Raw genomic sequence first — 22,127 nt, 5'->3', positions numbered from 1 at the left:
TCAGTTCACCCCGTTGATCAATCGTTGCAGTTCGAACGCCGCAGCTCGGGTGGTCGTCGACCACCCGAGCCGTGCACTTACTGAAGCTCTGCACCTACCGAGGAGACTTAAAGATCGTGGCACCTTCCACCGGAACGGTGCATCCGGTCCGCTACCTGGCCCTTTTCGGGGTCCTGGTAGTGGCACTGTATGCCCTGGTGTTCTTCACTGGAGACAAGTCGGCCACGCCGAAGCTCGGCATCGACCTGCAGGGTGGAACGCGCGTCACGTTGACCGCTCGTACCCCGGACGGCAGCGCTCCCAGTCAGGACAGTCTCAAGCAGGCTCAGGAAATCATCGAGACCCGCGTCAACGGTCTCGGCGTTTCCGGTTCCGAGGTCGTTGTCGACGGTGACAACCTCGTCATCACCGTTCCCGGCGACGACAGTGCGCAGGCTCGCTCGCTCGGCCAGACCGCTCGTCTGTACATCCGCCCGGTGACGGGTTCGATCGACGTCGCCACCCGTGACGCGAATCGGACAGCTACGCCTGAGGCGCCGGCGGCCGAAACTCCGGCCACTGATGCACCGGCCCCCGAAGCACCCGCTGACGGGACGCAGACGCCGCAGAACCGTCCGTTCCTGGCTCAGGACCCGACTACTCCCGAGGCAACGCCCGCGCCGCAGACAACGACTCCGGCCCCCACCGGGGACGCGCCGAGCGACGGCACCGACGAAGGCGACGCAGCAGCAGCGGAAATCGCCGCAGCGCGCGCCCTCCGGCAGAGCAGCGATCCGACAGTGCAGCAGCAAGCAGTGGCGAACCTCGACTGCTCCGTCGCGGATCCGCTCCGTGGAAACGACGACCCGACCCTGCCGCTGGTCGCCTGCTCGCAAGACGGACTGAACATCTATCTCCTCGGTCCTTCGATCATCGACGGACAGGAGATTGCCGACGCGTCTTCGGTCTTCAACTCGCAGCAGTCGCGCCACGAGATCAGCCTCTCGTTCAAGACGACCGGCAGCAACACCTGGGCCGAGTTCACCTCAGCCAACATCGGCAAGCAGGCAGCGTTCACGCTCGACTCGAAGGTCGTCAGCGCTCCCACGATTCAAGGTGCAACGCCTGCGGGTAGCGCCACCTCGATCACGGGCAGTTTCACTGCCGAGAGTGCCAAAGAACTTGCCAACACACTGAAGTACGGTTCGCTTCCGCTCTCGTTCGCAGCCTCTGAGGCCGAGACGGTCTCGGCCACGCTCGGCCTGGCCTCACTGCAGGCGGCATTGATCGCCGGCGCGGTCGGTCTCGTTCTCGTTCTGCTGTACTGCCTCGTCTACTACCGCATGCTCGGCGTCCTGACGGCGTTGTCGCTGATTCTCTCCGGAGTCATGGTCTACGCGATCATGGTTCTGCTCGGCAGATACATCGGCTTCACGCTCGACTTGGCCGGCATGGCTGGTCTGATCATCGGTATCGGTATGACCGCCGACTCGTTCGTCGTGTTCTTCGAACGCATCAAGGACGAAATGCGTGAGGGCCGTAGCTTCCGCTCGGCGGTGCCACGCGGTTGGGCAAGAGCACGCCGAACAATTCTTTCCGGCAACGCGGTGAGCTTCATCGCCGCCGCAGTTCTGTACGTGCTTGCGGTCGGACAGGTGCGCGGCTTCGCCTTCACCTTGGGTCTGACGACCATTCTCGACGTGATTGTCGTGTTCCTCGTGACGTGGCCACTGGTCAGCATGGCGTCCCGTTCGGCGTTCTGGTCCAAGCCCAGCGTCAACGGTCTCGGCGCAGTGCAAGAGGTTGCCCGCGAACGTAAGGTTGCCGCCGCTGCGTCGGCTAAGGAGACACGAGCATGAGCGAGTCCAACAACTCCCCGGTGGGGTCCACCAACAGTTCCGCCGCCGAGTCCGCCGATGCGGCGGCCCGGTCGGAGATCACCGACTCAGGCGTCGATCAGGGCGCGATGCCCAAGCACAGCTGGCTCTCGCGGTTGTACACCGGAACGGGTGCGTTCGAGGTCGTCGGCAAGCGTCGCTTCTACTACGGACTGACCGGCGCTCTGGTCGCCATTGCGCTGCTGAGCATCATTCTGCGCGGCTTCACCTTCGGTATCGATTTCGAAGGCGGATCACGCATTCAGTTCCCGGCCGAGGGCGGAGTCGAGACGTCGGCGGTGGAAACCGTCTACTCCGACACACTCGGGTTCGAACCGGTCAGCGTGCAGACAGTCGGCTCGGGTGCCAGCGCAACCGTGCAGATCCGGTCGGAGACGTTGAACGCGACGCAGATCAACGATCTTCAGTCGGCTCTCTTCGACGAGTTCCAGCCCAAGGACAAGAACGGGAACCCGTCGGCGCAAGCCATCAGTTTTGCGGACGTGAGTGAAACCTGGGGTGGCCAGATCACCAAGAAGGCGCTGATCGCGCTGATTGTGTTCCTGGTGATCGTGAGTATCTACATCGCCATCCGCTTCGAGCGAGACATGGCGGTAGCTGCGATCGTTGCGTTGTTCTTCGACATCATCGTCACTGCCGGCGTCTACTCGCTCGTCGGTTTCGAGGTGACGCCCGCGACGGTGATCGGTTTGCTCACCATTCTCGGCTTCTCGCTGTACGACACCGTGGTGGTGTTCGACAAGGTCGAAGAGAACACCCGCGGTGTTCTGCATCTGACGCGCCGGACGTACGGCGAGCAGGCCAACCTCGCGGTGAATCAGACCTTGATGCGATCGATCAACACGACCGTCATCAGCGTGCTCCCGGTGATCGCTCTGATGGTTGTCGCGGTCTGGATGCTCGGCGTCGGCACACTCAAGGACCTTGCGCTCGTTCAGCTCGTCGGCATCATCGTGGGTGCGTACTCCTCGATCTTCTTCGCGACGCCGCTCCTGGTGTCGATGAAGGAACGCTGGGGACCCGTTGCCGCGCACACTCGTAAGGTGCTCTCGCGCCGGGCTACGCTGGCCGAGAAGGGTACGCAGACGGTTGCCGTCGGCGCACCAGTTGCACGCCGTGCGCCGGTTGCTCCGCAGCCGGGTGCGCGGCCGACCGGAAAGCGAAACAAGAAGGGGCACTGAACATGCTCCCAAGAACACGCACACTGGTTCGATCGATGACGTTCGTTGCGGCCACCGCTGTGGCTGCGGGTTCGTTGGCGGCCTGCTCGGAAAGCGCCGAGCAGGTTCCGTCCATCGGATATGCCATCGACAACTCCATCTCCACGTACAACGCCAACACGACAGCTGGATCGGTGTCCGGGGCGATGGCCGCGTTCGGCCGGGTGCTTCCCGGCTTCACGTTCACCGGCCCGGCCGGAGCACCTGTCTCCGACACCGACATCGGAACGGCGTCGGAGTTGCCCGGTGACGTGCTCACGGTCTCGTACAAGCTCAATCCGGCGTCCGTGTACTCCGACGGGATTCCGATGTCCTGTGACGATCTCGTCCTCACCTGGGCGGCGTCGAGTGGCAAGTTCACCGAAGGCGTCGATGGTGCCGTGAAGCCCATGTTCGACACGGCGAACAATCTCGGATACGCGGACATCGACCGGATCGACTGCCAGAGCGGGGCGAAGGACGCGACGGTGTTCTTCAAACCCGGGCGATCGTTCACCGATTGGCGGTCGTTGTTCGGTGCGACTGCGTTGATGCCTTCACACGTCGTGACGCAGCGCACGGGTGTCAGCGACGTGGTGAGCGCGGTGAATGCCGGTGACACCGAAGCGTTGTCGAAGATCGCGGACTTCTGGAACACCGGGTGGAACCTGACTCCAGGTCAGGTGGACACCTCCGTACTGCCCTCCGCTGGTCCGTATCGAATCGACTCGTACAGTACCGACGACGGCCTGGTACTGGTCGCGAACGAGCGGTGGTGGGGCAACAAGCCTGCGACCGATCGCATCGTCGTCTGGCCACGTGGTGTGAATCTGACCGAGGATCTCGACAAGAACTCGATCGAGGTAGTCGACGTCGCTTCCGGCTCGGCTGGCGAACTCGGTACTCCGTCCGGGTTCGACGTCCAACAGATTCCGTCGCGGTCGATCGAGCAGTTCGTTCTCGCGACCTCTGGTTCGCTTGGTGACGAAGCCGCCCGTCGAGCGTTCGCGCATTGTGTTCCGCGGACGACCCTGTTCGAGAAGTTCGGGCAGACGGATAACGCGCCGCAGGCTGGTCTGGGTTCCGGCGTGGTCGATTCGCGACTGATGGCGCCGGATTCACTCGTTTACAGCGACGCCGCTGCGGTCGACGGTGATCGGTACGCCAATGCCGACATCGAGGCTGCGAAGACGTCGTTGTCGGAAGCCGACCTCGACCAGTTGACCGTCCGGGTCGGGTACCTCGCACCGGACCCGGTGCGGGCGCAGATCGTCTCCGAAGCGAAAGCCGCGTGTGCTCCGGCGGGAATCACGGTCGAGGACGCAAGTAGCGACAGCTTCGATCCCGCGAGTCTGCAGAGTGGGGGAGTCGACGCCGTACTCTCCGGCATGGCAGGCAAAGTCGGCGCAGGCGGAACAGCGAGCATGATCGACGCGCGCGGAGCGCTGCGATCGGGCAACGGCGCAAACCTCGGTACGTACGGAAATGCCAGGATCGATCAGATCATCGATCAGTTGAACGTGGATGCGAGCACGAGTGCGCAATTGGGACTCTCGGTGGAGGCGGAGAACATCCTGTGGACCCAGGTGCCTACGATTCCACTGTTCAATCAACTACGAACTGTCGCTGTAGCTCCAGGCATGTCGGCAGTGTTGGTCAATCCGACTCGGGCCGCTACCGGCTGGAACATGGACAGATGGGTACTACGCAGATGAGCGTCTCGAATGGTGTTGCCTTGCACACGACTGAAGAATTGATCGCAATCCACCGGGCTGCCGGGGACGCCGTTGTTCGGCTGACCCGCTGGGCTGACAACTTTCCCGGTCCCGGTGTTCGGTTCGCCGATCTGACTCCGGTGTTCGCCGACGCCGAGGGGTTCGGGGCCGTGCTCGATGCCCTTGTCTCCTGTGCTCCGGACGCCGACACGATCGCCGCCGTCGATGCTCGTGGATTCCTGCTCGGTGCCGGTGCGGCCGCGAAGATGGGTGCGGGAGTCGTTGCCGTGCGGAAGGTCGGCAAACTGCCGCCGCCGGTGCTCTCTCGTTCGTACAGCCTCGAGTACGGATCCTCGACTCTCGAGATTCCCGCAAACGGCTTCGATCTCACCGGGCGGAATGTTCTGGTGATCGACGACGTTCTGGCTACCGGAGGGACACTCGAGGCGGCTGTACAGTTGGTCGAGTTGGGTGGAGCGAACGTCGTCGGCGTCGCAGTGGTGCTCGAGATCGAGGAACTGCGCGGTCGAGATCGCTTCTTGAAGTACCCACTGACATCACTGGTGAAGGTCTGAGTATTAAAGTTGTCTCCTGGGGGTCGAGTTAGACCTCCAGGGCAATTACCCGATGCAGGGCGGTTGCCTCAACCAACTCGGTGGTAGGAGGTGGCGACATGACGTCGAATCTTGATCGATCACAGAACTCGGGTGCAGTGTCGCAGGAGACGGGTGCAGTTCCGGCTCCGGAGACGACACCATCGAAGTCCGCGGTGCCCGACGATTCGGGATCTGCGCAAACTACCGGCAATCGGGGTGGGCAGAATCTGGCCGTGCCCGCTTCCGCCTCCCGTAGGGTGCGCGCTCGGCTTGCTCGACGCATCACCGGTCAGCGCAACGCCACCATCCGCCCGGTGCTCGAGCCGTTGGTCAGCCTCCACCGTGAGCTGTATCCGAAGGCCGACCTCGCGCTGCTCCAGCGTGCGTACGACGTCGCCGAGGACAGACATTCGAGCCAGCGGCGCAAGTCCGGCGATCCGTACATCACGCATCCGTTGGCCGTCGCAAGCATTCTGGCCGAGTTGGGTATGGACACCACTACCCTCGTCGCAGCCCTTCTGCACGACACCGTCGAGGACACCGGTTACTCACTCGAAGAGTTGACCAAGGACTTCGGTGACGAGGTCGCTCATCTCGTCGACGGAGTCACCAAACTCGACAAGGTCGTTCTGGGCACCGCAGCCGAGGGCGAAACCATCCGCAAGATGATCATCGCGATGGCGCGGGACCCGCGCGTGCTCGTGATCAAGGTTGCGGATCGTCTGCACAACATGCGCACGATGCGATTCCTGCCGCCCGAAAAGCAGGCACGTAAGGCGCGTGAGACTCTCGAAGTCATTGCACCACTTGCGCATCGGCTCGGAATGGCGACCGTCAAGTGGGAACTCGAGGACCTTTCGTTCGCGATCCTGCACCCGAAGAAGTACGACGAGATCGTTCGACTGGTCGCCGATCGCGCGCCCTCTCGAGACACTTATCTGGCCAAGGTTCGCGCCGAGATCAACTCGACTCTGTCCGCCTCGCGGATCAATGCCATCGTCGAGGGCCGGCCCAAGCACTACTGGTCGATCTACCAGAAGATGATCGTCAAGGGCCGCGATTTCGACGACATCCACGATCTGGTCGGCGTGCGCATTCTGTGCGAAGAAGTGCGTGACTGTTACGCCGCGGTCGGTGTTGTCCACTCGCTGTGGCAGCCGATGGCCGGACGCTTCAAGGACTACATCGCACAACCGCGCTACGGCGTCTACCAGTCGCTGCACACCACCGTCGTGGGACCGGAAGGCAAGCCCCTGGAGGTCCAGATCCGGACCCAGGACATGCACCGGACCGCCGAGTTCGGTATCGCCGCGCACTGGCGGTACAAGGAGACCAAGGGCAAGCACGCGGGCGACATCGCCGAGGTCGACGACATGGCGTGGATGCGTCAGCTACTCGACTGGCAACGTGAAGCGGCCGATCCGGGGGAGTTCCTCGAATCGTTGCGTTACGACCTCGCGGTCAAGGAGATCTTCGTCTTCACGCCGAAGGGCGACGTCATCACGTTGCCTGCCGGATCGACTCCCGTCGATTTTGCATACGCCGTGCACACCGAGGTCGGGCACCGATGCATCGGTGCCAGGGTCAACGGCCGACTGGTCGCGCTGGAACGAACTCTCGAAAACGGCGAAGTGGTGGAGGTCTTCACGTCGAAGGCTGCCACCGCCGGGCCGAGCCGTGATTGGCAGACGTTTGTCGTCTCGCCGCGTGCCAAGGCCAAGATCCGGCAGTGGTTCGCGAAGGAACGCCGCGAAGAGGCGCTCGAGTCCGGCAAGGATCAGATCGCGAAGGAAGTCCGCCGTGTGGGACTTCCGTTGCAGCGGTTGATGAATGCCGAATCGATGAGCACGATCGCGCACGAACTTCGCTATCCCGACGTCTCGGCGTTGTACACGGCCGTAGGCGAGAGTCAGGTGTCGGCGCACCACGTCGTGCAGCGACTGGTTGCTCATCTGGGCGGCGTCGGCGCCGTCGAGGAGGAACTGGCCGAGCGTTCGACGCCGTCGACCATGCCGGTGCGCACCCGCAGTACGGGTGACTCCGGAATTCTGGTTCCCGGAGCACCGGGCACGGTGGCAAAACTCGCGAAGTGTTGCACGCCGGTACCGGGCGATTCGATTCTGGGCTTCGTCACGCGTGGCGGCGCGGTCAGCGTGCACCGTACCGACTGCACCAACGCCAACTCGCTCCACGATCAGTCGGAGCGAATCATCGACGTCGAATGGGCACCGTCAGCGACATCGGTGTTCCTGGTCGCGATCCAGATCGAGGCACTCGATCGTCATCGGTTGCTTTCCGACGTCACCAAGGCGTTGGCCGACGAGAAGGTGAACATCCTGTCGGCCTCGGTCACCACCTCAGGTGACCGAGTGGCGATCAGCAAGTTCACCTTCGAGATGGGTGACCCGAAGCACTTGGGTCATGTTCTCAACGTGGTTCGTAACGTGGAAGGCGTCTACGACGTCTACCGCGTGACCTCTGCCTCGTAAACTGCTGTGCGCCTTTATTAACCGCGGGCGGTTAATAAAGGCGCACAGGGGGTCAGGCGACTACTGCAGTCTCGATGGTGATCGGGGTGTTGGGTGCACCGCCGCCGGTTGCTCCCATGCCACCATCGTCGCCGTCGGCCGCGATCTTCTCGATCGTCGCCAGGCCGGCGTCGTCGATCTTTCCGAAGACCGTGTAGTTGGGCGGCAAGACCGAATCCTCGTAGACGAGGAAGAACTGACTGCCGTTGCTGCCCGGTTTACCCGAGTTGGCCATTGCCAGCGTGCCGCGGGGGTAGACGGCAGGCAAGGAGAGTGCCGGATCGTTAGCCGGGTAGGCAGTGGTCGGGTACTCGTTGTCGAAGCCGTAGCCCGGTCCGCCCGTGCCCTTGCCCGAGGGATCGCCGCACTGCAGGATCTGTAGACCGGGTGTGGTGACGAGTCGATGGCACGGGGTGTCGTCGAAGTACTTCTGCTCGGTCAAGCTCACGATGCTGTTGACCGTGCAGGGGGCTTCCGCCCGGTTCAGTTCCATCCCGATCGGGCCGGCCGTAGTCGTGAGCGCGACGTTGACGGTTCCCTCGGTGGACACACCCGTGGAGTTCGGCGGATTGACGGTTTTTGCTGCACCCGCCGCGCTCGGGTACGAGCAGTCGACGGTCGCCGAGGCCGGAGTCGGGACAGGCGGGAGTGCGTCGAACTGTGACATGTCGAGCGGCGGCATGGCAGCCGTTGTCGTCTTCGCCTTGGAGGTGCTGGACGGCGAGTCCGAGCTACCGGAATCACTGGAACAACCAGCCAGAAGCAGCGCCGCGGCGCTTGCGGCGGCAATAACTACAGGAAAGCGCATCACAGGATTACGTCGCATCAGTCGAGCCTTACTGTCTTGATGTCGGTGGTCAGATTCGGCTTGCCGTCACCCTCTGGCGTCGATCCGCCGGCCGCGACCTTGTCCAAAGTGGCGAGCCCGGTTTCGTCGATCGTGCCGAAAACCGTGTACTGCGGGGGGAGTTGTGAGTCGCCGTAGACGAGGAAGAACTGGCTGCCGTTGCTACCGGGTGCCCCGGTGTTGGCCATCGCAACCGTGCCGCGCGCGTAGGTGACGGGCTCCTGCGCTGCCGGGTCGGTGGTGGAATACGCCGTGGTGGGGAATTCGTTGTCGAAGCCGTAGCCCGGTCCGCCGGTGCCGGTGCCCGACGGGTCACCGCACTGCAGCACCTGGAGCGAGGGGCTCGTCGTCATGCGGTGGCAGGTGGTGTCGTTGAAGTAGTCCTGCTGCGCCAAGCTCACGAAGCTGTTGACCGTGCACGGAGACTTCGTTCCGTCGAGTGTGAGCCCGATGTTTCCCTGCGAGGTCTCGACGCTGATGCTCGGCGTCGCGTCCGGCGCGGTGGTGGGAATCCCGTCGGTACGAGGAGGGTTGTTGGCCTTGGACGCGGTAGCGCCGTCGGCTGGATACGAGCAGGAGACCGTGTCGGCCAGTGGCGTCGACAGACCGGCCGGCATTGCACCCGCGGTCTGTGGCGTGAGGCTCGAGTCGTCGGCAGCAGTGTTGGTGGTGTTCGCGTCGTCGTCACTGCGATTGCTCAGCCAGATGAGTCCACCGACGACGCCGACTACGACGACCACGCCGAGCGCAGTTCCGGCTATCGTCATCTGCTTGCGCTTGCGGGCACGTTCTGCGCGACGTTCGAGCTGACGCTCGAGCTTGCGTTTCGCCGCCTCGCGGCGTTGCTCGTTACTCGGCACTGCTGTAGTCCTCCGTATCGCGGGTGGATCGTGGTCGGCCGGCCGAGCGACACCCTGGGGGTCGGCTTCGGCAAGCGGCTCTACTCGTCGTCAGAGTCTCCCATTGCAACCTGAGAACTTACTGGCGGGGCAGCAGCTTAGGCTGTAACCGACACCGTGTTGTTTGTTTCCACCCTTCGAAGAGGAGTTGCCCCCGTGCTCGTCACTGGTTTTCCGGCCGGGATGTTCCAAACCAACTGCTACATACTCGCTCAGGACGACGCGTGCGAGTGCGTAGTCGTAGATCCGGGTCAGGATGCAGCTGAGCCGCTCTTCGAATATCTGGACTCCAAGGACATGTCGGTCACGGCGGTCCTCCTGACGCACGGTCATCTCGATCACGTGTGGTCGGCCCGCGAGGTCTGTGAGCGGTATTCCGTACCCGCGTACATCCATCCCGAGGATCGCTACATGCTCAGCGATCCGGCACGGGGGATCGGCCCGACGATGAAGGAATTCATTCAAGGCATGACGTTCGTGGAGCCGGACGAGGTGATCGAACTGGCCGACGGAGACAAGATCACCGAGGCCGGAATGACGTTCGTCGTGGACCACACACCCGGGCACACGCAGGGATCGGTGGTGTTCCGCACCCAGGCGAACACCGAGAGCGGGCCCGTGGATTTGGCGTTCACCGGTGACACCCTGTTCCAGGGTTCCATCGGGCGCAGCGACCTGCCCGGCGGAAATCACGAGCAGTTGCTCGCTTCGATCGCCCGCAAGCTATTGGTACTCGGTGACGAGACAGTGGTCCTGCCCGGGCACGGCGGCAACAGTTCGATCGGCGCCGAGCGAAGCTCGAATCCGTTTCTCGTTGGACTCAGCGCACAAGAATAAGGAAAAGTACCTCTCGTGAGTAAAGCCAGCACCTTCTCTGCACCCAAGGGCATTCCGGACTACGTTCCGCCGCAGTCAGCCGAATTCGTCGCCGTTCGTGACGGTTTGACGCGCGCCGCGAGGTTGGCCGGATACGGCCACATCGAATTGCCGATCTTCGAGGACACCGGCCTGTTCGCTCGCGGTGTCGGTGAGTCGACCGACGTCGTCAGCAAAGAGATGTACACCTTCGCCGATCGCGGTGACCGTTCGGTGACGTTGCGTCCCGAGGGAACCGCGGGTGTCATGCGTGCCGTCATCGAGCACAGCCTCGATCGTGGACAGTTGCCGGTCAAGGTCAGCTACGCGGGCCCGTTCTTCCGCTACGAGCGCCCGCAGGCCGGCCGCTACCGCCAGTTGCAGCAGGTCGGAGTCGAAGCCATCGGGATCGACGACCCCGCGCTCGACGCTGAGGTCATCGCGATCGCCGACGCCGGATTCCGGTCGTTGGGGCTCGACGGCTTCCGCCTCGAAATCACCTCTCTCGGCGATGACACCTGCCGACCGCAGTACCGCGAACTGCTGCAGGAGTTTCTCTTTGCACTTCCGCTCGACGAAGACACACGTCGACGCGCCGAGATCAACCCGCTTCGGGTGCTCGACGACAAGCGCCCAGATGTACGCGAGATGACGGCCGGCGCACCGCTCATGCTCGATCACCTGTCCGAGAGCTGCAAGGCGCACTTCGACGAGGTGCTAGCGCACCTGGACGCATTGGGCGTTCCGTACGTCGTCAACCCGCGCATGGTCCGCGGCCTCGACTACTACACCAAGACAACCTTCGAATTCGTGCACGACGGACTGGGTGCGCAGTCCGGAATCGGTGGTGGTGGTCGTTACGACGGTCTGATGGAACAGCTGGGTGGACAGCCGCTCTCGGGCATCGGGTTCGGAATCGGCGTCGACCGCACGGTTCTCGCGCTCGAGGCCGAGGGCAAGTCCGTTGCGCCACCGGCGCGTGTCGACGTCTTCTGTGTACCGATGGGTGCCGAGGCGAAGGCTGCACTGGTGAAGATCGCACATCAGTTGCGTGCCAATGGGATTCGCGTCGACCTGGCGTACGGAAACCGTGGCGTGAAGGGCTCGATGAAGGCAGCTGATCGTTCGGGTGCCGCGATCGCTTTGGTTCTCGGCGAGCGTGAACTCGAAGAGGGCGTTGTCGTTGTCAAACAGTTGGCAACAGGTGAGCAGGAGACAGTGGCGCTCGACCAGGTTGTCGACAAGCTCGGGGAACTCGTTGAGCACTGAGGCCGAACCGGTTTCGCTCGATCTGGTTCCCGTGGCGTTGATCGCGCCGCGGCTGAAGAAGTTCGCCGTTGTTGTCGTGGTGTTCGGTGTGGTCGTCGGGTTGATCGTCAGTGTGTTCTCGACGGCGACCGTTGGAGTGATCGTCGGTGCCGTCATCGCGGTGCCGACGTCACTGGCGATCCTGATGACGCTGCGCCGACATATCACGTTGTACGGCAACAGAGTTCGTGCGCAAGCTGGTTTTCGAACCAACGACGTCGACGTGGCCGAGGTACTCACGGCGGCATTGACGGTGCGATCCGGCCGGATCAGCGAAGTCAGCTTGACGCTCGGCGACGGACGGTCCACCGTGCGGATCCCGCTCGCGCTGTATACCGCGGGGGGTGGGCGCGAGTTGGAAATCCTTGCACTCCGCAAGCTCGCCGACGCGCTGGCGGCCAGCGAGTTGGTACCGGCTGCCGCGTTGTCCTCGGTGCTGATCGAACAGTTGCGTGCCGAAGCCCGCGGCGCCGGACTCGCCGAGCGTCCGCTCTACCGCGCCGTCGAACTCGTGACGGCGGAGGGACGAGTGCCGAGGACCACACTGACAGACCACGAAGTGGCCGGTTTACTCGACTAGCGTGGAAACCGTTCTTACAGCGTTGTAGAACGGACAGTCGTGAAAACGGCAGGTGAGGAGTCGGCAATGAGTATTGCGCCCGTAACCGTCACGGTAACCGGAGCGTCGGGTCAGATCGCATACGGAATGCTTTTCCGCATAGCTGCGGGGGAGATGCTCGGCGCTGACGTCCCGATCAAACTTCGACTGCTCGAGATTCCTGCCGCCGTGTCCGCTGCCGAAGGCGTTGCGATGGAACTCGAAGACGGCGCATTTCCGTTGCTGAGCTCCATCGACATCACCGACGATCCCGATGTCGCCTTCTCCGGCGCGAACGTCGGGATGCTGGTCGGCGCACGTCCGCGGAGCAAGGGGATGGAGCGTGCCGACTTGCTGAGTGCGAACGGCGCGATTTTCACAGCGCACGGGAAGGCGATCAACAACAACGCAGCCTCGGACGTCAAGGTGCTGGTCGTGGGAAACCCGGCCAACACCAACGCGCTCATCGCGATGAACAATGCACCGGACGTGCCCGATACTCGGTTCAGTGCGCTGACACGTCTCGACCACAACCGAGCGATCGCGCAGGTGGTGAAGAAGACCGGGGTTCGTGCGTCGTCGGTGCGCAAGGTGTCCGTCTGGGGAAACCATTCGGCGACGCAGTACCCGGACCTGTCCCACGCGACTGTCGCAGGTGAGCCTGCACTCGCGGTGATCGACGACCGCGACTGGGTGGAGAACGATTTCATCCCGACTGTGCAGGTGCGAGGCACCGCCATCATCGCTGCGCGGGGATCGTCCTCTGCGGCGAGTGCGGCCAGCGCGTCGATCGACCACGTCCGGGACTGGGTGATCGGTACCGCCGAGGACGACTGGGTATCCATGGCCGTCTGTTCGGACGGTTCCTACGGAGTGCCCGAAGGATTGATCTCTTCCTTCCCTGTGACCTGTGCCGATGGCGAGTTCGCTATCGTTCCCGACCTCGCGATCGACGACTTCTCACGCGAACGGATCGACCTGTCCGTCAGCGAACTGGAGCAGGAGCGTGCGGCGGTGCGGAAGTTGGGCTTCGTCTGAGGTTTGTCTTGATCAGAGATCTCGGAACAGGTACTGATCGGGATCGTCAGCCCCGAGCACGGGCGGCGACACCATCGGCAGATCGTCGACCATCGAATTCTCGTCGCCGGCAGTGACGAGATACCTCGGGGTAGTGCGTGACGACTCGTCGTCCCGAGATCCGCGGGGTCCACCGCCCAGCATGCCGCCCGGCGACATGCCGCTACTGCCGACTGCCGACGATGGTGCACCCAGGCCGGGCGTTGTTACCGGAACCGGTTGAACTGCAGCAACTCCCGCTGCACCCCTCACCATTCCGCCGGTAGTGCCACCGCTTCCGCTCACCCATGCTCCGCCAGAGCTTGCCGTCGCACTGGGTGACGGCGACGCGCCGGCTGCGAGTGACGTCGACGGATTGCCTGCGCCCCACAGCTTGTCGACGCCGGTCGGAAGCCCGGCGCCGGCCTGTGCAGCCGAGGTTCGAACAGCCTCGGTGCCTGGCTGAGTGGAGTCCGGGTGGGTGGAGTACGGCGCATCACCGGCATCGGTTGAGGCAGAAAGAGGTTGGGCGATCTGACGGGCGGCGTTGTTGATTGCCTCCGCAGTGACCAGGTTGGAGAGTGCCTCACTGGTCGGTGGGGTCGGCACGGGGATCGGTCCGGCAAGGGCGTTCATGGCTGCGGTGTGCCCGAGCATCTCCCCACGCGTCCGAGTCACCGCCGCGACGGCTGCCTGCATGTGTTCAGCTGTCGAGGCAAGCAACATCGCCTGTCCTGGTGGTGTCCACGCGATGGGCGCGGCAGCTGCGACCGTGGTGGCGAAGGACTGCGCGATTGCCGCGAGATTCGCGTTGCCTCGCTGCACCGATTCCGCGGCGGCGGCAGCAGTTTTCGATATCGCGGTTCCGCGTTCGCTCAATTCTGCGCCGCTGTTCTGGGCGGATCGCGACAGTTCGGTCGCGGCGTCACTGCCGGTGCTGTTCCAGGTCTGGCCCACGTCGGCGACCGCGCTTCGGGACAGTCCCATGGCGTGGTAGATGAGAGTGGACGCCTGATCGAAGATGCCGACGGGATCGATGCCCGCAAAAGTGCCTGTGCCGAGACCCTTCCCGAGTTCGATCAAGGGCGCGAACAGATCTTCGATTCCGGGGAGTGCCGGTACCGGTATGCCGGCGAGCATCGATTCGACCACATTGTTCGGCAGTACCGGGGCAGGAGCGCCACCGTGAGGGAATTCGATGACGGTCGTCGAGTCGTCTTCGGTGCTCACGCGGTCGCGCCCGTCGATCCGGCCGCAGCGGTCAGATCTGTTGCGATTGCATGATCTGTGGTGTCGTAGGCCTGCGCGGCTGCACCGGCCGTCGCGGCGTTGCCGGCGTAGAACGTGGCGAGTGCTGCAACATCTTTGGTGTGTGTGGCCTGAGCGCGCGCGAATGCTTCGAGAAATTCGATCCCGACGGGGCCCACGGCCGGTGCGACTGCTGCGATGTTTGCACCCAGATCGACGGCGGCGGCCTGCGCGATGCGTCCTGCCGCTTCGGTCGACGTCGAGCCGTACTTTCGGATGCCGTCAGTGGCGACAGTCAATTCGCTCATCATTACCCCCCAGTTGGTAAGCGTCGTGAGAACTTTAGCGGACCACTGTGGGCCCTTACAGGGAGACGACGCGACCTACTCAGCGGTTCCGGACAACCTGGACGAAGTGGCAGAGATTACATTCGGCTCCGGTGTTGGTATTGCGAGTGCGATCGATTTGGCACACTCGAACCATGCGAACCGCTTCGGACGTCATCCTCCGACTCACGTCCGATCCAGCTCGCTGTGGACTGGTGATGGATTTCGACGGCGTGCTTGCACCCATCGTCGACGATCCGTCGGCGAGTGCGCTACTGCCCGGCGCCGAAGACGTGCTTGCGACCCTGGCCGAGCATCTCGGTGTTGTCGGCTTGCTCTCGGGACGGCCTGTGTCGTTCTTGCGAGAGCGGCTCAGCTTGAATTCCGTTGCGCTCATGGGTTCCTACGGCGTCGAGACCTGGACGGACGACGGAATCCACGTGCTTCCGGCCGTCGCGGCGTTCAGTGATGCTGTCGCCGAAGCAGAAGCCGAATTGCGACGCTTGTTCGACTCTCCGGCAGTTCCTGGCATCCATGTCGAGAGCAAAGGCCTTGCGGTGGCCGTGCATTGGCGTCGGGCCGCGGATCGTGCGGTCGCGCAGCGCCTGGTGGAAGCAGCGACGACAGAAATCGCGAGCCGGACCGGGTTGCGGCGTGAGCCCGGCAAGTTGGTCGAGGAATTGCGCCCACCCGTTGAGGCGGACAAGGGGACAGGCCTCCTTCGCGCGATCGCGGCCGCAGGGGTCGACGTCGTCGCGTACGCGGGCGACGACCGGGGTGACCTACCGGCCTTTGCCGCTGTCCTTGCCTCGGGTGGAGAAGCGTTGGTGGTCAAGGGCGACGACATCGCACCGGAAGTGGCTGCTGTCGACGGCGTCCAGTTCGACGGCCCGCAGGCATTCCTCGATTGGATGAAAGAGCTTGCCGCGCAACTGGAACGCTGACGCGTAAGGTCAGTCTGCCAGGAACTCGACCAGGTCTTATTTCGAGGTGCCGCGTCCGCGGGGCAGAGTGACGCGAACCCGCGCGTGCCCTGTTCCTTGGCGTGATCGACAAGCGCTGCGGGTTCTGTCAACGCGAAACTGGCCGCACCGGAAGGGCTCCGGTGCGGCCAGTTTTGGTCTTGGTCGGTTTGCGACTCGGTCAGGCGTCGCGCTTGTTGACGACGCCGATGCTGATTCCGAATATCACCAGCACAAACGCTGCGAAGTAGAACAAGCTTCCCCAAGGGCCCCAATGGAAATTGGTGCTCGAACCCGAAGAGAGGAAGTGGTCGGCGTTGGCGAACGGGAGGAACGGTGTGACGTTTCTGCCGAAGGATCCGAACATGCCGAACAGGCTCTCGATGAGCAGTGGCCACAGCAGCAGTAGTGCAATGGCGCCGGCGGACTGACGAAGGAGTGCTCCGACGGCGATGGCAAGGGCAACGCAGAGGAACGCGAAGATCGGTACGCCGTAAACGGCGCGCCAGGCGTCGGCGTTGTCCAGTGCCAGATTGGTGGAACCTTCAGAGCCTGCCGCAGCTTTGGTGATGAATACCGCGCCGAGCATGAGAACGAAGGACAGCACCGCGCCGAAAGCCCCGATCAGGCAGGCTTTGGCGATCAGAACCGAAGCCCGACTCGGGATGGCCTGGAAGGTGGTACGGATGATGCCGAAGCGGTACTCGCTGGTGATCGCGAGCGCCGCCATGATCATCAGGACCATGACGCCGAATCCGGATACTCCTAGCCCCGCGTCGTTGAACGTGGGGAGGAATTTCTCGAAATCAGGAGTTCCTGATGCGGCTTCGTCGTTGTACGCCTGAATGCTCGAACTCGACGAACGCCCGATCATCCAGGCGACGCCCAACCCTAGGACGATGATTGCGATCGTGCACCACAGCGGCGACTTGGTCGTGGTGATCTTGATACGTTCAGCACTGAGAACAGCCATTACAGTGCACCTCCCATAGCGTGCTGTGTGTTTGCGTGGTGGGCTCCGGCGCCCGGATCGATACCGGATGCGTGGTACTGGACATCGTCCCCGGTCAACTTCATGAACGCATCCTCGAGCGACCCCTGCTGAGAAGCCAACTCGTACAACACGATTCCCTGCGAACCAGCTAAACCACCGATCACATCGGTGGTCGAATCCACGACCACCAACACCGGCTCCGATCCTGAATGTTCCTCGCGGACAGTCAGTCCCTGGGCAGTCAATGCGGCATGGAGAGCGTCCAATTGTGGGCTGCGCACGCGCACCGTCGACTCCGACGAACGATCCACGAACTCCGCGACCGTCGAATCCGAAATCAACCGACCCCGACCGATCACCACCAACTGCTCCGCCGTGAGCGCCATCTCCGACAGGAGGTGACTCGACACGAGCACCGTGCGGCCCTCGGCCGCCAACCGCTGCATGAACTTACGAATCCAGACGATGCCCTCCGGATCGAGACCGTTGACCGGCTCGTCGAACAACAACACCTTCGGATCCCCCAACAACGCACCCGCCAACCCCAGACGCTGCGACATACCGAGCGAGAACCCGCCGGCCTTCTTGCCCGCCACCTCGGACAACCCGACCAACCCGAGCACCTCGTCGACGCGGGACTTCGGGATCCCGTTCGAAGCAGCCATCCACTGCAGATGCGCACGCGCACTGCGATTGGGGTGCACCCACTTCGCATCCAACAACGCACCCACCGTCCGCAACGGCGTCTTGAGCTCCCGGTACGGCTTGCCCTCGATCAACGCCGCACCCGACGTCGGCTGATCCAAACCCAGGATCATCCGCATCGTCGTCGACTTACCGGCACCGTTCGGGCCCAGGAAGCCCGTCACGATGCCCGGCTTGACCGTGAACGACAAATCGTCCACCGCTTTCGTCGGTCCGTAAACCTTGGTCAATCCCCTCAGTTCAATCATGAGGAGAACTGTGCCCTACCGGCACTGACCAGCACATCGGTCCCGAGGATGACATGAACCCTGAGATGTGAATACGGCAGTTCAGGGAAAACCCTGTGCTCGACCGGAAGGCGGAACTGGCGCGGCCTGCGGGTAGGGCGCATCGAAGTCGCCGTCGAACAATCGCCAGTAGAAGTCGTTCATCCTCGCAGCGGCGGGCGCGTGCCGTGTCACGATCGCGGCCACCTCTGGTGTCACATCACCTGGAATATGACCTGTGGCGCATCGTCGTACGTACTGGTTGCGGGCGACTGGTCCGCCGCTCGTCGGCCTCGGTACCCCGCAGACCTCGGTCACCAGCCAGTTGACCAGAAGCATGGCGGCGTAGTCGGCGTCATGAGTGGCGTGGCGCCGGACGAAGTCGTGCTCGGCAGTCGACAGGTCGAAGTGTGGGGATGTGGCCAGTCCGAAGTCGGTGAGATAGATCCGCTCCATGTCGGTGCGCATGTTGCCGAAATGTCCGTCCATGTGCAGCAACTGTCGATCGCGCAAGAACGCCACGATCTCCGAAAACTGTCGCTCGACTTCGGCAGCTTTGGCGGACGGGTTGTCTTCCAGCCAATTCGAGATCGGGTGTTCGATGTACTCGCAGAACAGTACGAGGCTGCACGGCGCAGCGGCAAGCGCTTCGAGACGGGTCCGCACTTCACGGCTGGCGCCGGCGGTGTGAACGGAATCGATGTCGGCGTGTTCGACCGCAACGGGCGAACGTCCGGGAAGTATCCGCCAGTGGTAAAGCATTGGGAACGACTGTGTTTCGCCGGCCAGAACGGCATCGGTGACCACGAGGTTCGCGGCCAGTTCTCGCCAGGCGTTGAAGCTTGGGCCACCAATGCCGTACTGGCAGAACGTCGGCAGATCGAAATGGTTGGAAGTAGAGCCCACCTCGGCGATTTCCCGCACGCTCAGTGGGATGCGTTTGGTGAATACCGGAACGCCGTTGAGCCTGTGGTCATAGACCCTGATCACTCCTGCGGCGCCACCTACGCCGACACTCGAGATTCGAACGGTGTCGACCAGTCGGGCCAGTTCGACATCGTTCTGGGAAGACAGGAACGCCGACAGCTTTCGGTGGCGTTCAATCCTGACGTCTGTCATTCCACGACTGTGCCACAGGCTCGTCCGGCTTCGATTTCGCGGAGCCGCCTGTCGAAGTCACCGATTCTGGCGGTGTCCTCGTAGTAGTCCTCTTGCTCGATGATCTTTCCCCACTTGGTCCGAACGAGAAGCACTGTTCGATTTCGATAGATGACGGCGCCGTCGGGGCCAAGGGCTCGGTCGTCGAAACGGGCGAGCAGGGTCATGCGCCAGAGCGGACCACCGAAATACGCTTCGGTGACCGCGCCTTGAAGCCCCGCATCGACAAATTCTTGGAGAAACGTCTCGATTCGGTCCCGTCCGGCATGCACTCCTGACCACCGGTGATCACCATCCGCGAATCTCAGCACCGCGTCGCGGTGATAGGAATTCAACAGCGGCTGATAGTTGCCGGAATTGAGCGCGCGGACGTCGCGTCGGAACTTGAAGATCAGCGCTTGGCGCAGTAGCGATCGCGAGACGATCGCCGTTCCGAAGCCCGCCGCGAACCATCGTTTCATCTTCGAAGCTTGTCGTGGCATCGAATGCCCTGTCAACGAAATGCCCGGGTCTGCTGATATCTGACAGAGAATTGGATATTGACAGTAACTGTCACAATAGGTGAGACTCGCATTATCGAGAACGGCCGGATCTCGGCCGAGGCGGGAGGACGTTGCTGATGTCACTACGGGAGAGACAGCGGTTGCAGGTGCGAGCAGACATTCAACGTGCGGCATTCGATCTGTTCGCGCGTGACGGTTTCGAGGACGTGACCACCGAGCAGATTGCGGCGGCAGCGGGGGTGTCGGCGAGTACGTACTTCCGGCACGTTCGTAACAAGGAGGATCTGCTGTTGGATCCGGTCAGGCAGGGCGGCGCCGGAATCGTGACGCTGCTCGAGGATCGCCCGGCATCCGAGTCGGCTGATCTTGCGATCTCGCGGGCAATCCTGGAACGCTCCAATGCTTTCGAGTCCTCGGAGATCGATCAGTGGCGAGCAGCGTTCCGCACCGCGCCGCACCTGATGGATCGAGTCGCCCTGATCGCGCCCGAGCATCGTGATCGGTTGGTCGAGTTGGTGGCACAACGGATGTACCTCGATCCGGAAAACGACAGCCGCCCAGGACTTCTCGTTCATTTGATGTTGGCAGCGGCGGAGTTCGGTTATCGGCAATGGATACGTAACCCTCACAAGCGCGGGGCATCACTTCCCGTGTGCGTCGAGGGGGCGCTCGACGCAGTTCGGGGATCCCGGTGGCACACGCAGGACGAAGATGACACGAAAGGTCGTGACCAGTGATGGACGAGAACTCTCAGGGCGCCGCGCCGCCCGTAGTGGATGTCGTTGTTGTCGGATCGGGGGCTGCCGGCATGTCCGCAGCCATCACCGCAGCCCGCAACGGACTCTCGACGATACTCGTGGAGAAGTCCAAATACTGGGGCGGTTCGTCGTCCCGGTCCGGGGGCGGCGTGTGGATTCCGGGAAACTCGATACTTCGCCGCGAGGCACCGAAAGATGATATCGACTCTGCGCGAACATATCTGAAGAGCATTGTCGGAGAGGATGCAGACAGCGACCGAATCGACACGTATCTCGATCGAGGTCCGGAAGCCCTCGATTTCCTGATTCGTCACTCTGCACTCGAGCTCGAATGGGTGAAGGGTTACTCCGACTACTTTCCCGAGGCACCTGGCGGACGTGCAAGCGGCCGCTCGTGCGAGCCGCGCCCGTTCGACGCGCGAGCTCTGGGCGACGATCTTGCGACACTTCATCCGCCGTACATGAAGGTTCCGCTCAACATGGTTGTCCAACAATCTGATTACCGTTGGCTGAGCACGGGGATCCGGCATTGGCGGGGTCCGGTGCGGATGCTTCGGGTAGGAATGAGATCCCTGGCCGCAAGAGCTCGGAAGAAGAAGCTGATCGGGCTCGGGCCGGCGCTCATGGCCGAACTGATGCTCGGAGTTCGGGACGCCGGAGTGACGGTGGAGCTCGGGACGAGGCTTGTGGATTTGGTGACCGACAGTGATCGTGTCGTGGGTGTGCGACTCGAGTCCGGGGGAGTGCAGACCACCATGCACGCTCGATGCGGTGTCATCCTCGCGTGTGGCGGGTTCGACAACAACGACGACATGCGAGGCGAGTACCAGCGACGGCCGAGTAGCGCGCAGTGGACTCTCGGGGCACCGACCAATACCGGGGATGGCATCCGTGCAGCTCTACGCGTCGACGCCGCAATTTCGTACATGGACGACGCGTGGTGGGCCCCGTCGATTCCACTGCCCAAAGGCCCGTGGTTCGCCTTGGCGGAACGCTCGTTGCCTCGCAGCCTCATGGTCAACGCCAGCGGTCAGCGCTTCATGAACGAGTCACTTCCCTATGTCGAAGCGGCACACGCCATGTTCGGCGGAAAGTACGGCCGAGGTGAAGGACCCGCTGAGAACATCCCGGCTTGGCTGATCTTCGATCAGACGTACCGTGACCGTTACCTGTTCGCGGGGGTTCCGGCGCGCAGGCCGATACCTCGGTCGTGGATCGAATCGGGTGCGATCGTGCGAGCTGGATCGATTGCCGAACTCGCTGCCGAGATCGGAGTGCCGGGCGATGCGCTGTCCGCGACCATCACACGATTCAACAGTCACGCGCGCGACGGAGTCGATCGCGACTTCGGCCGTGGGACAAGCAGATACGACCACTACTACGGCGACTGCACCAACAAGCCCAACCCCAGCCTCGGAGAACTCACGAAGGGTCCGTTCTATGCCGCGAAGATGGTGCCTGGAGACCTGGGGACCAAAGGCGGCATCAACACGGACGCTCGCGCGCGAGCGTTGCGCGCCGACGGTTCGGTCATCGACGGGCTCTATGCAGCAGGTAACACCAGCTCACCGGTGATGGGTCATACCTATGCCGGTCCAGGTGCAACTATCGGTCCCGCAATGGTTTTCGGATATCTGGCGGCGCTCGATGCGGTCGGACGATCCCGCGACGGTAGTGAGCTCGAGACCGAAGGCAGGAATAATGGTTTGGCAGATCGCCGTGGGTAGGG

General features: G+C 62.9%; 20 protein-coding genes. 12 read left to right on the top strand and 8 right to left on the bottom strand.

The window, feature by feature from the left end:
- Window positions 1-116: 116 nt before the first annotated feature.
- From secD to RhoBH5_RS01700, 5 genes are all read left to right on the top strand, one after another.
- Complete coding sequence (gene secD / locus RhoBH5_RS01720; protein ID WP_007732956.1) at window positions 117-1,838, top strand: protein translocase subunit SecD; 1,722 nt, start codon at window positions 117-119, stop codon at window positions 1,836-1,838.
- Entirely contained in the window at window positions 1,835-3,058 is a 1,224-nt protein-coding gene (gene secF / locus RhoBH5_RS01715; RefSeq protein ID WP_007732958.1) for a protein translocase subunit SecF, read from the top strand. The genes secD and secF overlap by 4 nt, the downstream gene beginning before the upstream one ends.
- A 2-nt stretch (window positions 3,059-3,060) precedes the next feature.
- On the top strand, window positions 3,061-4,791 hold the full coding sequence (locus RhoBH5_RS01710; RefSeq protein ID WP_270007893.1) for an ABC transporter substrate-binding protein: 1,731 nt from the start codon (window positions 3,061-3,063) through the stop codon (window positions 4,789-4,791).
- Window positions 4,788-5,366, top strand: coding sequence for an adenine phosphoribosyltransferase (locus RhoBH5_RS01705; protein ID WP_165638376.1), 579 nt, complete (start codon window positions 4,788-4,790; stop codon window positions 5,364-5,366). Before RhoBH5_RS01710 ends, RhoBH5_RS01705 begins: the two co-directional genes overlap by 4 nt.
- Window positions 5,367-5,464: 98 nt before the next feature.
- Window positions 5,465-7,876 carry a RelA/SpoT family protein gene (locus tag RhoBH5_RS01700; RefSeq protein WP_003943344.1) on the top strand — a complete coding sequence of 804 codons (2,412 nt, stop codon included), beginning with the start codon at window positions 5,465-5,467 and terminating at the stop codon, window positions 7,874-7,876.
- Window positions 7,877-7,928: 52 nt separating this feature from the next.
- Here the strand turns inward: RhoBH5_RS01700 and RhoBH5_RS01695 are convergent, their stop codons facing one another.
- Both RhoBH5_RS01695 and RhoBH5_RS01690 read right to left on the bottom strand, forming a co-directional pair.
- Window positions 7,929-8,741: a peptidylprolyl isomerase gene (locus RhoBH5_RS01695; RefSeq protein ID WP_370333875.1), complete on the bottom strand. Its 813-nt coding sequence runs from the start codon at window positions 8,739-8,741 to the stop codon at window positions 7,929-7,931.
- A complete protein-coding gene (locus RhoBH5_RS01690; protein ID WP_003943303.1) occupies window positions 8,741-9,622 on the bottom strand; it encodes a peptidylprolyl isomerase in 882 nt (293 codons plus the stop codon). The genes RhoBH5_RS01695 and RhoBH5_RS01690 overlap by 1 nt, the downstream gene beginning before the upstream one ends.
- A gap of 195 nt (window positions 9,623-9,817) precedes the next feature.
- Here RhoBH5_RS01690 and RhoBH5_RS01685 point away from each other — a divergent pair, with 195 nt between their 5' ends.
- The 4 genes from RhoBH5_RS01685 (at window position 9,818) to RhoBH5_RS01670 (ending at window position 13,460) form a co-directional block, all read left to right on the top strand.
- Window positions 9,818-10,498: an MBL fold metallo-hydrolase gene (locus tag RhoBH5_RS01685; protein WP_007732970.1), complete on the top strand. Its 681-nt coding sequence runs from the start codon at window positions 9,818-9,820 to the stop codon at window positions 10,496-10,498.
- A 15-nt stretch (window positions 10,499-10,513) separates the two neighbouring features.
- Window positions 10,514-11,785, top strand: a complete 1,272-nt coding sequence (gene hisS, locus RhoBH5_RS01680) for a histidine--tRNA ligase (RefSeq protein WP_007732972.1) — start codon at window positions 10,514-10,516, stop codon at window positions 11,783-11,785.
- Window positions 11,775-12,404, top strand: a complete 630-nt coding sequence (locus tag RhoBH5_RS01675) for a hypothetical protein (RefSeq protein WP_042919891.1) — start codon at window positions 11,775-11,777, stop codon at window positions 12,402-12,404. The genes hisS and RhoBH5_RS01675 overlap by 11 nt, the downstream gene beginning before the upstream one ends.
- Window positions 12,405-12,470: 66 nt before the next feature.
- A complete protein-coding gene (locus RhoBH5_RS01670; RefSeq protein ID WP_221742123.1) occupies window positions 12,471-13,460 on the top strand; it encodes a malate dehydrogenase in 990 nt (329 codons plus the stop codon).
- Between the two features lie 12 nt (window positions 13,461-13,472).
- Here RhoBH5_RS01670 and RhoBH5_RS01665 read toward each other — a convergent pair whose 3' ends face one another.
- Complete coding sequence (locus tag RhoBH5_RS01665; RefSeq protein WP_270007892.1) at window positions 13,473-14,708, bottom strand: hypothetical protein; 1,236 nt, start codon at window positions 14,706-14,708, stop codon at window positions 13,473-13,475.
- Window positions 14,705-15,034 (bottom strand): type VII secretion target, encoded by a 330-nt coding sequence (locus tag RhoBH5_RS01660; RefSeq protein ID WP_037130770.1) that lies wholly within the window; start codon window positions 15,032-15,034, stop codon window positions 14,705-14,707. The genes RhoBH5_RS01665 and RhoBH5_RS01660 overlap by 4 nt, the downstream gene beginning before the upstream one ends.
- Window positions 15,035-15,207: 173 nt before the next feature.
- Here RhoBH5_RS01660 and otsB point away from each other — a divergent pair, with 173 nt between their 5' ends.
- Window positions 15,208-15,996, top strand: coding sequence for a trehalose-phosphatase (gene otsB / locus RhoBH5_RS01655; protein WP_270007891.1), 789 nt, complete (start codon window positions 15,208-15,210; stop codon window positions 15,994-15,996).
- A 199-nt stretch (window positions 15,997-16,195) separates the two neighbouring features.
- On the opposite strand, the gene RhoBH5_RS01650 is transcribed toward otsB, so the two are convergent.
- From RhoBH5_RS01650 to RhoBH5_RS01635, 4 genes are all read right to left on the bottom strand, one after another.
- The gene (locus RhoBH5_RS01650; RefSeq protein WP_221742125.1) at window positions 16,196-16,987 is read right to left on the bottom strand and encodes an ABC transporter permease; all 792 of its coding nucleotides are present in this window, start codon (window positions 16,985-16,987) and stop codon (window positions 16,196-16,198) included.
- Complete coding sequence (locus RhoBH5_RS01645; RefSeq protein ID WP_221742126.1) at window positions 16,987-17,961, bottom strand: ABC transporter ATP-binding protein; 975 nt, start codon at window positions 17,959-17,961, stop codon at window positions 16,987-16,989. The genes RhoBH5_RS01650 and RhoBH5_RS01645 overlap by 1 nt, the downstream gene beginning before the upstream one ends.
- 81 nt (window positions 17,962-18,042) lie before the next feature.
- Window positions 18,043-19,098 carry a serine/threonine protein phosphatase gene (locus tag RhoBH5_RS01640; RefSeq protein WP_221742127.1) on the bottom strand — a complete coding sequence of 352 codons (1,056 nt, stop codon included), beginning with the start codon at window positions 19,096-19,098 and terminating at the stop codon, window positions 18,043-18,045.
- Complete coding sequence (locus tag RhoBH5_RS01635) at window positions 19,095-19,598, bottom strand: hypothetical protein (protein WP_233272422.1); 504 nt, start codon at window positions 19,596-19,598, stop codon at window positions 19,095-19,097. The genes RhoBH5_RS01640 and RhoBH5_RS01635 overlap by 4 nt, the downstream gene beginning before the upstream one ends.
- Window positions 19,599-19,756: 158 nt before the next feature.
- Between RhoBH5_RS01635 and RhoBH5_RS01630 the strand changes: the two genes are divergently transcribed.
- Window positions 19,757-20,377 (top strand): TetR/AcrR family transcriptional regulator, encoded by a 621-nt coding sequence (locus RhoBH5_RS01630; RefSeq protein ID WP_030536452.1) that lies wholly within the window; start codon window positions 19,757-19,759, stop codon window positions 20,375-20,377.
- The gene (gene kstD / locus RhoBH5_RS01625; protein ID WP_221742128.1) at window positions 20,377-22,125 is read left to right on the top strand and encodes a 3-oxosteroid 1-dehydrogenase; all 1,749 of its coding nucleotides are present in this window, start codon (window positions 20,377-20,379) and stop codon (window positions 22,123-22,125) included. Before RhoBH5_RS01630 ends, kstD begins: the two co-directional genes overlap by 1 nt.
- The last annotated feature ends 2 nt before the right edge of the window (window positions 22,126-22,127 follow it).

It is taken from the genome of Rhodococcus sp. BH5, from assembly GCF_027583855.1.
In the GTDB taxonomy this organism is placed as follows: Bacteria; Actinomycetota; Actinomycetes; order Mycobacteriales; family Mycobacteriaceae; genus Rhodococcus_F; species Rhodococcus_F qingshengii.
Note: the sequence above shows the minus strand (reverse complement) of the source record. Positions and strands in the feature narration are given on the sequence as shown.

What these genes read in the sequence shown, in the direction of transcription:
- kstD (WP_221742128.1), top strand. Translation starts at nt 20,377, where the DNA reads ATGGACGAGAACTCTCAGGGCGCCGCGCCGCCCGTAGTGGATGTCGTT.
- otsB (WP_270007891.1), top strand. Translation starts at nt 15,208, where the DNA reads ATGCGAACCGCTTCGGACGTCATCCTCCGACTCACGTCCGATCCAGCT.
- RhoBH5_RS01635 (WP_233272422.1), bottom strand. Translation starts at nt 19,598, where the DNA reads ATGAAACGATGGTTCGCGGCGGGCTTCGGAACGGCGATCGTCTCGCGA.
- RhoBH5_RS01705 (WP_165638376.1), top strand. Translation starts at nt 4,788, where the DNA reads ATGAGCGTCTCGAATGGTGTTGCCTTGCACACGACTGAAGAATTGATC.
- RhoBH5_RS01640 (WP_221742127.1), bottom strand. Translation starts at nt 19,098, where the DNA reads ATGACAGACGTCAGGATTGAACGCCACCGAAAGCTGTCGGCGTTCCTG.
- RhoBH5_RS01695 (WP_370333875.1), bottom strand. Translation starts at nt 8,741, where the DNA reads ATGCGACGTAATCCTGTGATGCGCTTTCCTGTAGTTATTGCCGCCGCA.
- RhoBH5_RS01700 (WP_003943344.1), top strand. Translation starts at nt 5,465, where the DNA reads ATGACGTCGAATCTTGATCGATCACAGAACTCGGGTGCAGTGTCGCAG.
- RhoBH5_RS01660 (WP_037130770.1), bottom strand. Translation starts at nt 15,034, where the DNA reads ATGAGCGAATTGACTGTCGCCACTGACGGCATCCGAAAGTACGGCTCG.
- RhoBH5_RS01645 (WP_221742126.1), bottom strand. Translation starts at nt 17,961, where the DNA reads ATGATTGAACTGAGGGGATTGACCAAGGTTTACGGACCGACGAAAGCG.
- RhoBH5_RS01630 (WP_030536452.1), top strand. Translation starts at nt 19,757, where the DNA reads ATGTCACTACGGGAGAGACAGCGGTTGCAGGTGCGAGCAGACATTCAA.
- RhoBH5_RS01650 (WP_221742125.1), bottom strand. Translation starts at nt 16,987, where the DNA reads ATGGCTGTTCTCAGTGCTGAACGTATCAAGATCACCACGACCAAGTCG.
- secF (WP_007732958.1), top strand. Translation starts at nt 1,835, where the DNA reads ATGAGCGAGTCCAACAACTCCCCGGTGGGGTCCACCAACAGTTCCGCC.
- RhoBH5_RS01710 (WP_270007893.1), top strand. Translation starts at nt 3,061, where the DNA reads ATGCTCCCAAGAACACGCACACTGGTTCGATCGATGACGTTCGTTGCG.
- RhoBH5_RS01670 (WP_221742123.1), top strand. Translation starts at nt 12,471, where the DNA reads ATGAGTATTGCGCCCGTAACCGTCACGGTAACCGGAGCGTCGGGTCAG.